The sequence below is a fragment of the Caulobacter vibrioides OR37 genome (assembly GCF_000372645.1).
GTDB classification, from domain to species: domain Bacteria; phylum Pseudomonadota; class Alphaproteobacteria; order Caulobacterales; family Caulobacteraceae; genus Caulobacter; species Caulobacter vibrioides_E.
In genome coordinates this window covers 33,880-46,545 of sequence record NZ_APMP01000007.1, presented here as the reverse complement: position 1 = coordinate 46,545, position 12,666 = coordinate 33,880, and the positions used below count along the sequence as shown (strand labels likewise).

Genomic DNA, 12,666 nt, shown 5'->3' with positions numbered 1-12,666 from the left:
CGGCTTGACCGCTCGACCGCGCTCTGAACGTTTGACTCCAGAGCCTGTCGAAGGACGAGGTCGCGGGCTCTCAGCCGCCTCGCGCCACGAACCAGCCGTTACGGAAGCCCTGGTCGGCCTTGCCATACAGAAACGGCGCGCCGTCCGGCTGGGTGAAGGTCCCGCCGGCGGCGACCAGCACCGCGTGACCCGCCGCGGTGTCCCATTCCGAGGTCGGGCCGTGGCGCGGATAGATGTCGGCCGAGCCCTCGGCGATGCGACACATCTTGATCGAGCTGTCCATCGGCGCGCGCAGGTCGAAGCCGTACTGGGCGGCCAGTTCCGCGGCCTTTTCCTCTCGCATGGTGTGGCTGACCAGACCCAGCGCCTGGCCCTTGGGCCAGGGGCGAACATGGGCTCGTCTCTCGGCGCCGTCGACGCCGTCGCGCTTCATCGCGCCCTGGGCGGTGGTGAACCACACCTCGCCCGTGGCCGGGGCGCAGACCGCGCCGGCGACCGGAACGCCGTCCTGGATCAAGCCGATATTGACCGTGAAGTTCGGGTCGCCGCGCACGAAGGCCTTGGTGCCGTCGACCGGATCGACCAGGAAGAAGCGCGGGCCGATGGCGTCCGGCGTTCCAAACTCGCTGGCGTGCTCCTCGGAGACCACCGGCACGTCCGGCCACAGCGTCGCCAGACGGTCGAGGATCAGGCGCTCGCCGGCGCGGTCGGCCTCGGTGACCGGGCTTTCGTCGGCCTTCTGGGCCACGGCCAGCTCGGTCCGCCAGAACGGCAGGATGACCAGGGCGGCCTCTTCGGTGATCTTGGCCAGGGCGCGGCCCCAGTCGGCGAGGGTCTCGCTGCTCATTGTCATCCCCGGGGGTCGTCGCCGACGAAGACCAGACGGACGCGCGTCGCGTCGATCGTCTGCTTGCCGGCCTCTTCGAAATTCACCGTCACGCGATGACCGATCACGGATTGAACCTGGCCCAGACCCCAATCGGGCTGGCCGGGATGGCGCACCAGGACGCCGGGCTCTAGAAAAGGATCGATCACGGATGCGTTCCTAGGGCTTGTCCGGTCTGGATGAAATCTGGAACGGACCAAACGGGCTCGATTTTTTCTCCGAAGGTCGATAGCCGGTCAGCCGAGATCCGCCTTCGGCCGACGGCTTTTCGGGGACAGCCCCGTTTGCCAAAGCCTCAAATCACGACAAAGTTCGCCGCCATGACCGACCCTGTCTCCGAGACCGCCCCCGCGAGCCCGGCCCCCGCCGCCCCCGAAATGGACGTCCAGGGCCCCGACTTCGCCGCCATGCTGGCCGCGCGCCTTTGCCACGACTTCATCAGTCCGGCCAGCGCCATCGTCTCGGGCCTCGACCTGCTGGAGGATCCGGCGGCGCAGGACATGCGCGACGACGCCATGAACCTGATCGCTTCGTCGGCCCGCAAGCTGGCCGACCTGCTGCAGTTCACGCGCGTGGCGTTCGGCGCCTCGGCCTCGGCCGAGAACTTCGACTCGCGCGAGCTGGAAAAGCTGGCCCAGGGCGTGTTCGCCCACGTGCGCCCGACCCTGGACTGGCAGATCGAGCCGCAGGCGATGAACAAGCCCGCCTCGCGAGCCATTCTCAACATCGCCCAGATCGCCGCCAGCGCCCTTCCGGCCGGCGGCGTGGCGACGCTGAAGGGCGTGGCCGCCGACGGCCGCTTCTCGATCATCGCCGACGCGGTCGGCCCCCGGGCGCGCCTGCGTCCCGAGGTGCTGGCCGGGCTGAAGGGCCAGCCCCTGGCCGAGGGCCTGGGCGGTCCCTGGGTGCAGGCGGCCTATCTGAACGCCCTGGTCCGCGCCGCGGGCGGCCAGATCGCTGTCGAGGTGGGCGAGGAGCGCGCCAGCATCGCCGCCTGGGTTCCGGCCGCCTGAACGTAAAAATGTATTCGCCGCGACTCGATTCGGGTTCGGCAAACCGCTCCTTAACCAGACGCCTTCCAGGATAGCGGCCTGATTTGGAGCGCGCCGTGAAGACCTGTCTGGTGGTCGACGACAGCCGGGTGATCCGAAAGGTCGCCCGCCGAGTCCTCGAGGACATCGGCTTCGAGATCGCCGAGGCCGCCGATGGCATGGAGGCCTTGGCGTGGTGTCGCGCGGCCATGCCCGACGCCGTGCTGCTGGATTGGAACATGCCGGTGATGAACGGCATCGAGTTCCTGCGTCAGCTCCGCGGCGAGCCCGGCGGCGACGCGCCCAAGGTCGTCTTCTGCACGGTCGAAAACAGCGTCGACCATATCCGCGCCGCCCTCGAGGCCGGGGCCGACGAATACATCATGAAGCCGTTCGACGGCGACATCATCCAGGCGAAGTTCGCCGAGGCGGGCCTGCTGTGAGCCCCGAGGACATGGACCTGCTGGCGGCCCTGGGCCGGGCCCGCGCCGGCGCGAGGGTCGAGACCGAGAAGGCGTATCTGGTTGAGAGCCGTCTGGCGCCGCTGGCCCGGCGCGAAGGCTACGATTCCATCGACGCCCTGATCGCGGCCCTGCGCGCCAAGCGCGAGGAGCGACTGATCTGGGCGGTGGTCGAGGCGCTGTGCCGGGGCGACACTACTTTCTTCCGGGGCCGCGAGGCCTTCGCCCAGTTGCGCGACGAGGTGCTGCCGGCCTTGTCCCTGCGCCGCCGCGACACGCCGATCCGTATCTGGAGCGCCGCCTGCGCGACCGGCCAGGAAGTCTATTCGCTGGCCATGGCCGCCGTCGAGGCCAAGGGCCTGGCGACCGGGACGCGATTCGAGTTCTTCGGATCGGACCTGTCGGAACGGGCGCTGGAGAAGGCCCAGGCCGGCATCTACACCCAGTTCGAGGTCCAGCGCGGCCTGCCGATCCGGATGCTCGTCAAGTATTTCGAGAACCAGGACGACACCTGGGCGATCTCGCCGCGCATCCGGCAGATGGTGCGCTGGAAGCGGATAAATCTGCTGGCCGACCTGTCGGCCATGGGCCGGTTCGATGTCATCCTGCTGAAGGGCGTGCTGCGCGGCATGGACGCGTCCATGCGGAGCAAGGTGGTCGAATCGCTCACCGCTCTGCTGCCGCCCGACGGCGTATTGGTGGTGGACGCCGAGGACGACCTCTCCGAATTCGAGGATCTGCTGACCGCCGCGCCGGGCCGCGCTGGCGTCTATCTGCGCGACCCGTCCGTGCGCCCGGCCGTCGCGGCCTAGAGCATCGCGTGGAAAAGCAGGTCGCGCGATTCCCATATCGCGCTTCCCTAGTGAAAACGCCCGCCGGCTGAAACCGGCAGGCGTTTCGCTTAAGGCCTAAAGCCCTTTCCGATCCCGGAGGATCGAAGCGCCCTAGGGCCTGTCCGCTTCAAATGGAATCGCTTGAAGCGGACAAACAGGCTCTAGAGTCAAATATTTAAAGCGCGTTCGAGCGGTTTAACCGCTCACACTTAAACCTAACGCGCTCTAGTTATTGTTCTTGACGTCCTTGGCCGTGTCGGTGACGGCGCGGCCGGCCGACGACACATCCTTGCCCGCGCCCTCAACGGTGTTGCAGGCGGCCACCGACAGGCTGGCGGCGAGGGCGGCGAGGATCACGAGTTTGCGCATGGTCTTCTCCGTTGTTCGCCCCGGGAAGGAAACGGGTTGGGGCGGCGATAGCGTGCCCGGAGAGAACGTCACCGGCGAAGCTAGGTTCCGGGCGCCATGACCTGGGGCGTGGGGAAGACGAGACGGACGGTCAGACCGCGTGGGTCGCGGGTCTCGAACGTCACCTTGCCGCGCAGCTGGCGGGCGAAAGCGGTCATCAGCGTGCGGCCCACGCCGCCGCCCAGACTTTCGGCCGCGCCGGGGCCGTCGTCGCCGATCGACAGTTCGGCCTCTTCTCCGCGCACGTGGAAGCCGACCTCCAGCGTGCCGCCCTGGGGGCCGAACGCGTGTTTTTGGGCGTTGGTGATCGCTTCGACCGCGAAGAGGGCGATCGGCGCCAGGCGGTCGGGGTCGATGACCAGCGGGTCGGCGTGCACCTCGGTGCGGACCAGGGCGGTCGACGTCATGTCGTTGGCCAGCAGCTGAGCGGTCAGCTCCTCGAGGAACGGCCGCAGGTCCACCCGCTTCAGATCCGGGCCTTGGTAGAGGGCGCGGTAGATCTGGGCCAGGGCGGTGATCCGCTGACGGGTGTCGTTCATCGCCGCCTTGGCGGCCGGATCGGCCAGAGCCCGCTGCTGCATGTTCAGCAGCGAGGTGATGATCTGGAGATTGTTCTTCACCCGGTGATGGATCTCGCGCATCAGCGCGTCCTTCTCGGCCAGGCTGTCCATCAGCGAGGCGTCGCGGGCGACGATGGCGCCGGCCATGGCGTCCAGGGTGGCGGCCAGCTCGCGGATCTCGGGCGGAGCGCGTTCGGCCTGCAGCGGACGCACGGTGAAGCGGCCCCGGGCATAGATGGCCGCCACGCGCTGCAGATAGACAATCCAGCGGATCACCCCGCGCTCGGCCGCGTACCAGACGGCGGCCAGGCCCAGCACGAACGCCAGCAGCGGCAGCAGCAGGCGTGATATCGGATTGATCCAAGCCCAGGAGAGCAGGCCCGGCGCTGGCGCCGACAGCAGGACGAAGACGTCGTTGTTGACCAGCGGCGCGACCGAATAGCTGCGGGGGCGGCCCTGGGCGTCGGGACCGTTCCAGATCGCCGCGCCTCGCTTGACCGCGACGTCGCGCCAGCCGCGCGGCGGCGCGCCGAAGGCTTGGGGCTGGGTGGCGGCGAAGATTTGGTCGTGCGAATCGACCAGGGCGACCTCGGCCCCCTGCGGCAGGAAGCGGTTGGCGGTTTCCAGCTTGAGGCCTTGCAGGGTGAGCACCGCGGCCATCGCGCCCTCGAACTGGTCCGGGGGGCCGGCGCGGATAGCGGCCAACACGGCCGGTTCGTTGGCATAGGCCGCGCCTGGCGCGCTGGCCACGACCATCGCCTGGCCGCCGCGCAGGGCCTGGAACCAGGGACGAGCGCCGCGCTGCACGTCCAGCGGCGTGGTGGCGGCCGCGCAGGCCACGCGCCCATGGGCGTCGAAGCGGATCAGGTTGGCGTAGCCGGGCAGTCGGGCGCGCACGTCGGCCAGGCGCTGGGCGCACTCCAGGCCCACCGAGCCCGGGCCCAGGGTCTGCAGCAGCACGCCGGCGGCCTCGATGCGCGCGCGGGCGATCGCCGCGCTGCGGCCCGCGGCCAGTTCCAGGCTCTGACGTCGGGAATCGGCTTCGGCCCGAAAGGCGAAGATCGATTGCATGACGCCGAGCACCAGCACGGGCAGCAGGGCCACGCTCAGGGCGACGGCCAGGCGAACGCGAATGGACGTGATGGCGCGCGTGGCGCGGCCGGCCAGGGCGTTCACCGCAGGGAGCTCAGTCGCTCCGCGTCGGCCAGGATCGCGCGCATGGCGTCGCCGGCCGCGCCGCCGTCCCGATCATAGGTCCCCGCTTCGAGGATGGCCTGCAAGGCGCGACGGGCGCGGCTGACCCGGCTCTTCACCGTACCGACCGCGCAGCCGCAGATGTCGGCCGCTTCCTCGTAGGCGAAGCCGCCCGCGCCGACCAGGATCAAGGCTTCGCGCTGTTCGGCGGGCAGCATGGCCAGACCCAGGCGCAGCTCGTCCAGCGCCACCGGCGCCTCGGGGTCGTCGACCGCCACCAGGGTCCGCTCGGCGGCTTCCTGGTCCAGCTGGCTTTGCCGCCAGCTGCGGCGCTTTTCGGAATAGAACTGGTTACGCAGGATCATGAAGGTCCAGGCCTTCATGTTGGTGCCCATCTGGAACGAGGCGCGGGCGTCCCACGCCTTCATCATCGCGTCCTGGGCGAGGTCGTCGGCGGCGGTCGGATCGCCGGTCAAGGTGCGGGCGAAAGCGCGGAGATGCGGGATCAGCGTGACCAGCTCCCGCTTGAAGGCGGCGTCGCGGGTCGCGTCCGGCGCGGAACGGCCGGGTTTGCCTTCGTTCATGCTCAACGTCCCCCCGCCGGAGGCTCGGCCTTGCGGAGGATGTCCAGAAATTCGTCGGGCACCGGCTCGTTGACGACCTCGTCGAACATCTGGCGCAACTTCACCCCGATCGCCTGCTGGCGCAGACGGGCTTCGTCCAGCGCCGCGGCGCTCTTGCGTTTGTCTTCCATGGGTACGTGTTCGATCATGTCCTCGACGCCGTATGGCCTGTGCATCGGCGTCCGCCCCCTTTGGCCGAATGTCTTTCCGCCAGACGACAACGTGGTTTTCCGTGCAGGGTTCCCAAAGCTTGGGCATAGGATGTCAAAAATCCGCGAACAGCGGAACCTGTCGTGAAAGGGAACGTTATCTCGCTTCGACGGAACGGCGCAGCTTTGCCGTTCGTTAGGCTTGTTTTCGAAGACACCGCATCGGGAGGGGTCATGAGTCTTCTTGCTCGGCTGGCGCCGCATCTGCCCTATATTCGTCGCTACGCCCGCGCCCTGACCGGCGACCAAAGCACCGGCGATCACTATGTCCGCGTGGCCCTCGAAGCCTTGGCGGCGGGCGACCGGTCGCTCGACGATGACCTGTCGCCGCGCGTGGCGCTGTACCGGGTGTTTCACGCCATCTGGCTCAGCTCCGGCGCGCAGCTGGAGGCCCGTCGCGACGATGGCGTCTCCACCGGGTCCAGCGCGGGCGATGACGCCGCCCAGCGCCTGCTGCGCATCGCGCCGCGCTCGCGCCAGGCCTTCCTGCTGACCGCGCTCGAGGGCTTCACGCCGACCGAAGCGGCCCAGATCCTGGACTGCGACTTCGGCGAGGTCGAACGCCTGATCGCCGACGCCCAGGCCGAGATCGACGCCGAGCTGGCCACCGACGTGCTGATCATCGAGGACGAGCCGGTCATCGCCGCCGACATCGAGGCTCTCGTCCGCGAACTGGGTCATGACGTCACCGACATCGCCGCCACGCGAGGCGAGGCCGTCGACGCGGTCGCGCGCCGAACCCCGGGCCTGGTCCTCGCCGACATCCAGCTGGCCGACGGCTCGTCGGGCATCGACGCGGTCAAGGATATCCTGGGCCGGATGGACGTGCCGGTGATCTTCATCACCGCCTTCCCCGAGCGCCTCCTGACCGGCGAGCGTCCGGAACCAACCTTCCTGATCACCAAGCCGTTCCAGCCGGAAACCGTGAAGGCCGCGATCGGCCAGGCGCTGTTCTTCCACCCGCGCCGGACCCGCAAGGCCGCTTAAGGCTGAGCAATAGAGAGATCCCGAAGAACGGCCTTCCGAGAGGGAGGCCGTTTTTCGTTGGGTATCGATGATATTTATTGCGGCGTCTGCTTGGCGGGCCGCTGAGGCGTGTCATAGCGCTGAGCCTCGGCCGGCGTCTTGACGCCGTTATTGACCTCGACCGCGGCCAGGTCCTGGGCGCGGAAGCTCCAGGCGCCGAACAGGGCCAGGGCCGCCAGGATCGTCGAGATCACCAGCACCCAGAAGGCGTGGCGGCCCCAGCGGGCCTGACGGGCGCGCGTGGCGTTCAAGCGCGGGCCATGGGCGGAGGGGTGGATATCGGCGGGCATCTTCAGTTACCTCCAACAGCGAAGGCGGTCGCGCGCTGACTCATCGCGTGGTCGTGGAACGCCCGCACCATGCCGGCGGAAGCGGCCACCGCCGTGATCACGGCCAGGGCCGTGACGCGAGCGCGCATCCTTCGCTGACGCTGCGTGAGCGTCGAAATGAAAACCAATCCGCCATGCTCGGCTTGATATGTCCGGATCACGACGCTGCTCCCAACCCGGCGGACCGTTCGTCCGCCTGGGAAATCAACGTCTTGCGAAGTCCGCCGTTCCCTTTCGGCTTCGCTCGATGGGGTCCTGAGCGCGCCGCGAAAAAAACTCGCGCCGGGCGGGAACCCGCCGAGCGCGACATCGTTTTATGGATGCGAAGGCGGCGACGCCCCCCCGACTTGAGGCTGGCGATAGCTGGCCTGCCGCCTTCGCACCCCCCCTTTGTTGATGCGAACTCAGGCGGACCGGTCTCCGGCCCGCCTTTCTTCGTGGCGTTTCAGCTTCAGCGCGGCGCCAGGTCGAACAGGATGTCCGCGCGACGACGCAGCGGAGCCGCCGCGCCTGACGCGGTCACCGCGCCCGCGTCGCCCACCGCGTCGAGGTCGAAGTCGACCTTGCCGAACCCATTCTGGGCCAGGGCGGCGGACACGGTCTCGGCCCGCTTCCGGGACAATTCCAGGCTCGCGTCCGCGCTACCCTTGGCGTCGGCCAGGCCGATCACGCGCACCGACCGGACGACGCAGCCGCGCGCTTGATCGCGGGCGTTGGCCAGCACCAAGCGGGCCTCCGGCGTCAGGCTGGCCGACGCCTGGTCGAAATAGATCGACGACTTGAAGCCCGCGCATGGCGATGGCGCGGCGGCCACTGGCTTGGCGATGTGACGCCAGGGGCCCTGGGAGGTCGCGCAGCCGCCCAAGGCCAGAAACGCGACGCTCGCCGCGATGGTCGTCGAAACCCTCATTCCAACCCTCCTGCTGTCAGCACCAAACACTTGCTTCGAAGCAAGCGCCAAAAAGGCGATCGGCGCGCGCCGATCGCCTTCGACCTTCGGAAGTCGATGCCGTCCGGCTTAATAGCGGGGCGCGCCGTCTTCCCAATAGTAACGACCGCTGCGGGAGTCGTAATAGTAATAACGGCCCGCGCGCTCGTCGTAATATTGGCGACGGTTCACCGAGTTCGAGCCGCAGCCGCCGTCTTCCTTGCAGCCCTTGATGGCGCCGGCCGTCCCGCCGATGGCGGCGCCGATCGCCGCGCCGGTGGCGGCGCTGCCGCTGCCCACATTGTTGCCGATCACGGCGCCGGCCAGGCCGCCCAGCACCGCGCCCCCGGCGGCGTTGCGCTCCACATTGCCGGTCGAGGTGCACGCCGACGCGAGCACACCCACGCCCATCAGGGCGATCATGGTCGTCTTCATCTTGGCTCTCCGTTCGAGCTTGTCCCTGCTAGCGCAAACGCATGACACCGTGGTTCCGTTTCGAAGGCGACCGTCGGGGCGCCAACAAGCGGAACCATGGGGCGCGGCGAGCCGTTGCCTTGCCGAATTTCTATCGGAGGGAGCCCGCGTGCGCCGGATCGAGGTCGTCGCCAATATCGCCTCGGGCTCGGTGGGGCCCGACGCCCCGGAGCTCGCCGAACGGTTGCTGGCCGAACATGGGGTTTCGGGCGTGGTCCACGCGCCGGACCCCGAGGACCTGGTCGCGTGTCTGAAGCGGGTGATCGACGCCGCTCCCGACGCGGTGCTGGTGCTGGCCGGCGACGGCACGGCGCGCGCGGCGGCCGAGCTGGCCGGCCCCGAGGGTCCGCTGATCGCGCCCTTGCCCGGCGGCACCATGAACATGCTGCCCCATGCCCTCTATGGCCAAGGGTCGTGGCCGGAGGCCATGGCCGCCTGCCTGGAGCGTGGCGAGGCCCAATTCGTTTCGGGCGGCGAGATCGACGGACGGCTGTTCTTCGTCGCCGCCATCCTGGGCAGCCCGGCCCTATGGGCCGACGCGCGCGAGGCCGCGCGGCGGGGACGTCTTGACCTGGCGCTGGCCCGGGCGCGCCGCGCCTTCCGGCGCGCCTTTTCCAGCCGTTTGCGCTTTTGCCTGGACAGTCGACCCAAGGACCGGGCGGAAGCCCTGACCCTGATGTGCCCGCTGGTTTCCACCGCGTTGGATTCCGACGCCCGCGCGCTCGAGGCCGCCGCTCTGGACCCGTCCAGCGCGTTGGATGTCTTCCGGCTGGGGCTGGCGGCCGCGCGCGGTCAGTGGCGCCAGGACCCTTCGGTCAGCATGGGGCTGTGCCGAGCGGGCCGTGTCTGGGCCCGTGGCCGCATCCCGGCGATCCTGGACGGCGAGCCGGTCCGCCTGGGTTCGGAGGCGCAGATCCGCTTCCGTCCCAAGGCCTTCCGCGCCCTGGTCCCGCCGGCGATCGAGGCGGCCGGATGAGGCTGGTCCAGGTCTCGGATATCCATTTCGGCGGCGAGAACCGCGAGGCGGTCGAGGCCGCCATCGACCGCATCGCCGGGGCGGCGCCGGATCTTGTCATCGTGGCGGGGGACCTGACGCTGGACGGCAAGACCGCCGAATTCGACGCCGCCGCCGCTTGGCTGGCGCGCCTGCCCCGGCCCAGGCTGGTGGTCCCGGGAAATCACGACACGCCCTTTGTCGGGCCGGGCGAGCTTCTGGAACGCTTCACTCGGCCCTGGCGCCGGTTTTCGGACCGCTTCGGCGAGCCGGATGGCGCGGTTTGGCGCGCGCCCGGAATAACCCTCGCGTCGCTGAACACCGCCCGCGCGGCCCAGGCCCGCTGGAACTGGTCGAAGGGCGCGGTGTCGCGCGGCCAAATCCGCCGCGTGACCGAGGCCCTGCGCGCCGCGCCGGTCGGCGACCTGCGCGTGGTGGTCTGTCACCATCCGCTGATGGAGATCCTGGGCGGTCCGATGACGGCCCGGGTCCGGGGCGGCGTCGACGCGGCCAACCGCTTCGTCGAGGCCGGCGCGGACCTGATCCTGTCGGGCCATATCCACCTGCCGTTCGTCACCGCCATCCCGTTTGGCGATGGCAAGACCCAGGCCGTCGGCTCTGGAACGCTGTCGCTGCGTGAGCGCGGCGCGGCGCCGGGCTTCAACCTGATCGACATCGAGCCCGGCTGCGTGCGCGTGACGGCGCTGGCCTACGAGCGCGGCCGTTTTGAAGTCTGGCGCACCTGGGCGTGCGATCGGCGCTGAACGCGAAAACGGCGCGCCCCCGTTTGGAGGCGCGCCGCGCGATGGCGTCCGTTGGTATTGATCCGCTACGAGGCTCCGCGTCCCCGCACCAGGTGGCTGACCAGCGACACCAGGAACAGGATCAGGAAGACGTAGAACAGGATCTTGGCGATCCCGATCGCCGCGCCGGCGATGCCGGTGAAGCCCAGCACGGCGGCGATCAACGCGATCACCAGGAAGGTTACGGCCCAATTCAGCATCGGCGTCTCCGGTCTTGGCCCGGATCCTCGGGCGGTTGTCTGGAACGGGGCCCGGCGGCCTCGCTTCAGATCAACGCGCCCGATTCCGGTGCGTTCCGGAGAAGCCCAGCCGCCTATTCCGGGGCCGGATAGGCCCAGCCTTGCGCGCCCGACTTGGCGGCGGCGTACTGGCTGTCCGCGAGGGTCCAGTTGATCAGGTTGTCGAACACGGCTTCCAGGAAGCCCTTCCGCAGGTTCTGGTAGTCCAGATAGTAGGCGTGCTCCCAGACGTCGGCGACCGCCAGGGCGGTCACGCCGTGGGTGACGGGGCTGTCGGCGTCGTGGGTCGAGATGATCTTCAGGGCGCCCGAGGCGTCCGAGACCAGCCACACCCAGCCCGAGCCGAAGTGACCGATACCCTCGGCGACGAACTTTTCCTTCAGGCCGTCCAGGCCGCCGAAGGTCTGCTCGATCGCGGCGGCCAGCTCGGCGCCCGGCGCGGTCTTGGTCGGCGACAGGCCGTCCCAGAAGAAGGCGTGGTTCCAGGCCTGGGCGGCGTTGTTGAATACCTTGCCCGGACCCGCGTCCTTGATCACCGCTTCCAGCGAACCCTTGTCGTCGCCGTTGAGCAGGCCGTTCAGGGCCGTGACATAGGCGGCGTGGTGCTTGTCGTGGTGGAAGCGCAGGGTGTTGGCGGAGATCGTCGGCTCCAGCGCGTCATAGGCGTAGGGCAGGTCGGGCAGCTTGTACGTCATGTTCGCTCCATGGGAAGGCGTCCCCCACGGAAGACGGGACGCGCGGAAAGGCATCTAGAGGGCGCCGGTGAAAAGCGTAAGTCGTTCCGACGCCCGTCGCGCTCAACTTTTAGCGATAAATACCCTAGGAAATCTGGGGTTTCCGGGGCTTCGACGAGCGAACGCCGCCGAATGTCGGCGGCGTTCGGGTGGTTGGCGGACCTCAGCGTTGCGGCGGCTTGGGGTCCAGGAAGGCCTTGGCCAGGGTGGCGGTGAGAGTCGGGTTCTTCAGGGCGAAGACCCCGGCGGCCAGACCCAGACCGATCGACATCAGCGGGCGATCGCGGACGATTTCCACGATGCGGCCGGTCATGTCGAAGCCAGCTTGCGGCGGCGCCTGCTGTTGGTGGCGATGGCCCTCGACCTTGCGGGCGGCGACCATGCCGGCGATCGCCACGATCAGCGCGGCGATGGCGGCGACGATGGCCGCCGCGCCCGCCGGCGTGACCAGGGGGACCAGCACGGCATAGACCGCGAAGGCGGCGGAAACGACGCCGACCGCGGCGGCGGCGGCGATGGCCGCGGCCGCCGCCAGCGTCATGAGAGTCTTTTCGAAAATCACCGGTTGTTGCTGCGGCCGCCGGCGATCAGAAGACCGATCAGCACGCCCACGCCCAGACCGGCCAGGGTGGCGGTGATCGGACGCTCGCGCACGCGCTCGGAAACGTAGCGCTGGGCGTCTTCCAGCTGCTGACCGGCGGTGTCGGTATAGGTGCGGCTTTGGGCGCGCAGGGTTTCGAAGCCTTCCGCCACCGACTTCTCGACGCGCTTGGCGGCCTCGGTCAGCGACACGCGCGCCGCGTTCGCGGCTTCGGCGAAGCTGCGTTCGGCGTGATCGACCGCGTCCTGGGCGGCGTCCTTGGCCTTGTCGGCTTCGTTGGCGGCGGCATTCAGCGAATTGGCGGGCATGATGATCTCCTGTTCGCGACGCGAC

General features: G+C 69.0%; 20 protein-coding genes. 6 read left to right on the top strand and 14 right to left on the bottom strand.

The features are described 5' to 3' along the window. Positions 1-70 precede the first annotated feature (70 nt). Both cysQ and OR37_RS08080 read right to left on the bottom strand, forming a co-directional pair. The gene (cysQ, locus tag OR37_RS08085; RefSeq protein ID WP_085953263.1) at positions 71-853 is read right to left on the bottom strand and encodes a 3'(2'),5'-bisphosphate nucleotidase CysQ; all 783 of its coding nucleotides are present in this window, start codon (positions 851-853) and stop codon (positions 71-73) included. Further along, positions 850-1,035, bottom strand: a complete 186-nt coding sequence (locus OR37_RS08080) for a DUF3553 domain-containing protein (protein WP_004618021.1) — start codon at positions 1,033-1,035, stop codon at positions 850-852. The genes cysQ and OR37_RS08080 overlap by 4 nt, the downstream gene beginning before the upstream one ends. Before the next feature lie 171 nt (positions 1,036-1,206). On the opposite strand from OR37_RS08080, the gene chpT reads away from it, so the two are divergent. The 3 genes from chpT (at position 1,207) to OR37_RS08065 (ending at position 3,190) form a co-directional block, all read left to right on the top strand. Next, entirely contained in the window at positions 1,207-1,899 is a 693-nt protein-coding gene (gene chpT, locus OR37_RS08075; protein ID WP_004618019.1) for a histidine phosphotransferase ChpT, read from the top strand. Between the two features lie 83 nt (positions 1,900-1,982). After that, a complete protein-coding gene (locus tag OR37_RS08070) occupies positions 1,983-2,360 on the top strand; it encodes a response regulator (RefSeq protein WP_165570584.1) in 378 nt (125 codons plus the stop codon). Further along, entirely contained in the window at positions 2,357-3,190 is an 834-nt protein-coding gene (locus OR37_RS08065) for a CheR family methyltransferase (protein ID WP_035017096.1), read from the top strand. The genes OR37_RS08070 and OR37_RS08065 overlap by 4 nt, the downstream gene beginning before the upstream one ends. A gap of 246 nt (positions 3,191-3,436) precedes the next feature. On the opposite strand, the gene OR37_RS08060 is transcribed toward OR37_RS08065, so the two are convergent. The 4 genes from OR37_RS08060 to nepR all read right to left on the bottom strand — a co-directional run bounded on the left by OR37_RS08060 (position 3,437) and on the right by nepR (position 6,145). Beyond that, on the bottom strand, positions 3,437-3,580 hold the full coding sequence (locus OR37_RS08060; RefSeq protein WP_004618013.1) for an entericidin A/B family lipoprotein: 144 nt from the start codon (positions 3,578-3,580) through the stop codon (positions 3,437-3,439). 80 nt (positions 3,581-3,660) lie between these two features. Next, complete coding sequence (gene phyK / locus OR37_RS08055; protein WP_004618011.1) at positions 3,661-5,355, bottom strand: sensor histidine kinase PhyK; 1,695 nt, start codon at positions 5,353-5,355, stop codon at positions 3,661-3,663. Beyond that, the gene (locus OR37_RS08050; protein ID WP_004618009.1) at positions 5,352-5,957 is read right to left on the bottom strand and encodes a sigma-70 family RNA polymerase sigma factor; all 606 of its coding nucleotides are present in this window, start codon (positions 5,955-5,957) and stop codon (positions 5,352-5,354) included. Before OR37_RS08050 ends, phyK begins: the two co-directional genes overlap by 4 nt. A gap of 2 nt (positions 5,958-5,959) precedes the next feature. Continuing rightward, positions 5,960-6,145 (bottom strand): anti-sigma T factor NepR, encoded by a 186-nt coding sequence (nepR, locus tag OR37_RS08045; RefSeq protein ID WP_081612907.1) that lies wholly within the window; start codon positions 6,143-6,145, stop codon positions 5,960-5,962. Positions 6,146-6,379: 234 nt separating this feature from the next. Here nepR and phyR point away from each other — a divergent pair, with 234 nt between their 5' ends. After that, on the top strand, positions 6,380-7,192 hold the full coding sequence (phyR, locus tag OR37_RS08040; protein ID WP_004618005.1) for an anti-anti sigma factor/receiver protein PhyR: 813 nt from the start codon (positions 6,380-6,382) through the stop codon (positions 7,190-7,192). Between the two features lie 74 nt (positions 7,193-7,266). Here the strand turns inward: phyR and OR37_RS08035 are convergent, their stop codons facing one another. The 4 genes from OR37_RS08035 to OR37_RS08020 all read right to left on the bottom strand — a co-directional run bounded on the left by OR37_RS08035 (position 7,267) and on the right by OR37_RS08020 (position 8,923). Further along, positions 7,267-7,521 (bottom strand): hypothetical protein, encoded by a 255-nt coding sequence (locus tag OR37_RS08035; protein ID WP_004618003.1) that lies wholly within the window; start codon positions 7,519-7,521, stop codon positions 7,267-7,269. A 2-nt stretch (positions 7,522-7,523) separates the two neighbouring features. Then, positions 7,524-7,649, bottom strand: coding sequence for a hypothetical protein (locus tag OR37_RS22320; protein ID WP_268743946.1), 126 nt, complete (start codon positions 7,647-7,649; stop codon positions 7,524-7,526). A gap of 362 nt (positions 7,650-8,011) precedes the next feature. Then, entirely contained in the window at positions 8,012-8,470 is a 459-nt protein-coding gene (locus OR37_RS08025; RefSeq protein ID WP_004618001.1) for an OmpA family protein, read from the bottom strand. 108 nt (positions 8,471-8,578) lie between these two features. Continuing rightward, positions 8,579-8,923 (bottom strand): glycine zipper domain-containing protein, encoded by a 345-nt coding sequence (locus tag OR37_RS08020; protein WP_004617999.1) that lies wholly within the window; start codon positions 8,921-8,923, stop codon positions 8,579-8,581. Positions 8,924-9,071: 148 nt separating this feature from the next. Here OR37_RS08020 and OR37_RS08015 point away from each other — a divergent pair, with 148 nt between their 5' ends. Continuing rightward, entirely contained in the window at positions 9,072-9,938 is an 867-nt protein-coding gene (locus OR37_RS08015; protein WP_004617997.1) for a diacylglycerol/lipid kinase family protein, read from the top strand. Continuing rightward, the gene (locus tag OR37_RS08010) at positions 9,935-10,720 is read left to right on the top strand and encodes a metallophosphoesterase family protein (RefSeq protein ID WP_004617995.1); all 786 of its coding nucleotides are present in this window, start codon (positions 9,935-9,937) and stop codon (positions 10,718-10,720) included. Before OR37_RS08015 ends, OR37_RS08010 begins: the two co-directional genes overlap by 4 nt. Before the next feature lie 65 nt (positions 10,721-10,785). Here the strand turns inward: OR37_RS08010 and OR37_RS20975 are convergent, their stop codons facing one another. The 4 genes from OR37_RS20975 to OR37_RS07990 form a co-directional block, all read right to left on the bottom strand. Continuing rightward, positions 10,786-10,959, bottom strand: coding sequence for a DUF1328 domain-containing protein (locus OR37_RS20975; protein WP_004617994.1), 174 nt, complete (start codon positions 10,957-10,959; stop codon positions 10,786-10,788). A 113-nt stretch (positions 10,960-11,072) separates the two neighbouring features. Further along, the gene (locus tag OR37_RS08000) at positions 11,073-11,693 is read right to left on the bottom strand and encodes a superoxide dismutase (protein ID WP_004617992.1); all 621 of its coding nucleotides are present in this window, start codon (positions 11,691-11,693) and stop codon (positions 11,073-11,075) included. A 202-nt stretch (positions 11,694-11,895) separates the two neighbouring features. After that, positions 11,896-12,294 carry a hypothetical protein gene (locus OR37_RS07995; RefSeq protein WP_004617990.1) on the bottom strand — a complete coding sequence of 133 codons (399 nt, stop codon included), beginning with the start codon at positions 12,292-12,294 and terminating at the stop codon, positions 11,896-11,898. Next, positions 12,291-12,641 (bottom strand): hypothetical protein, encoded by a 351-nt coding sequence (locus OR37_RS07990; protein ID WP_004617987.1) that lies wholly within the window; start codon positions 12,639-12,641, stop codon positions 12,291-12,293. Before OR37_RS07990 ends, OR37_RS07995 begins: the two co-directional genes overlap by 4 nt. Between the last annotated feature and the right edge of the window lie 25 nt (positions 12,642-12,666).

Coding starts and splice junctions, on each gene's coding strand:
- OR37_RS08020 (WP_004617999.1), bottom strand. CDS start 8,923: ATGAAGACGACCATGATCGCCCTGATGGGCGTGGGTGTGCTCGCGTCG.
- OR37_RS08050 (WP_004618009.1), bottom strand. CDS start 5,957: ATGAACGAAGGCAAACCCGGCCGTTCCGCGCCGGACGCGACCCGCGAC.
- chpT (WP_004618019.1), top strand. CDS start 1,207: ATGACCGACCCTGTCTCCGAGACCGCCCCCGCGAGCCCGGCCCCCGCC.
- OR37_RS08025 (WP_004618001.1), bottom strand. CDS start 8,470: ATGAGGGTTTCGACGACCATCGCGGCGAGCGTCGCGTTTCTGGCCTTG.
- cysQ (WP_085953263.1), bottom strand. CDS start 853: ATGACAATGAGCAGCGAGACCCTCGCCGACTGGGGCCGCGCCCTGGCC.
- phyR (WP_004618005.1), top strand. CDS start 6,380: ATGAGTCTTCTTGCTCGGCTGGCGCCGCATCTGCCCTATATTCGTCGC.
- OR37_RS08000 (WP_004617992.1), bottom strand. CDS start 11,693: ATGACGTACAAGCTGCCCGACCTGCCCTACGCCTATGACGCGCTGGAG.
- OR37_RS20975 (WP_004617994.1), bottom strand. CDS start 10,959: ATGCTGAATTGGGCCGTAACCTTCCTGGTGATCGCGTTGATCGCCGCC.
- OR37_RS22320 (WP_268743946.1), bottom strand. CDS start 7,649: ATGCGCGCTCGCGTCACGGCCCTGGCCGTGATCACGGCGGTGGCCGCT.
- OR37_RS08060 (WP_004618013.1), bottom strand. CDS start 3,580: ATGCGCAAACTCGTGATCCTCGCCGCCCTCGCCGCCAGCCTGTCGGTG.
- OR37_RS08035 (WP_004618003.1), bottom strand. CDS start 7,521: ATGCCCGCCGATATCCACCCCTCCGCCCATGGCCCGCGCTTGAACGCC.
- OR37_RS08010 (WP_004617995.1), top strand. CDS start 9,935: ATGAGGCTGGTCCAGGTCTCGGATATCCATTTCGGCGGCGAGAACCGC.
- OR37_RS07990 (WP_004617987.1), bottom strand. CDS start 12,641: ATGCCCGCCAATTCGCTGAATGCCGCCGCCAACGAAGCCGACAAGGCC.
- nepR (WP_081612907.1), bottom strand. CDS start 6,145: ATGATCGAACACGTACCCATGGAAGACAAACGCAAGAGCGCCGCGGCG.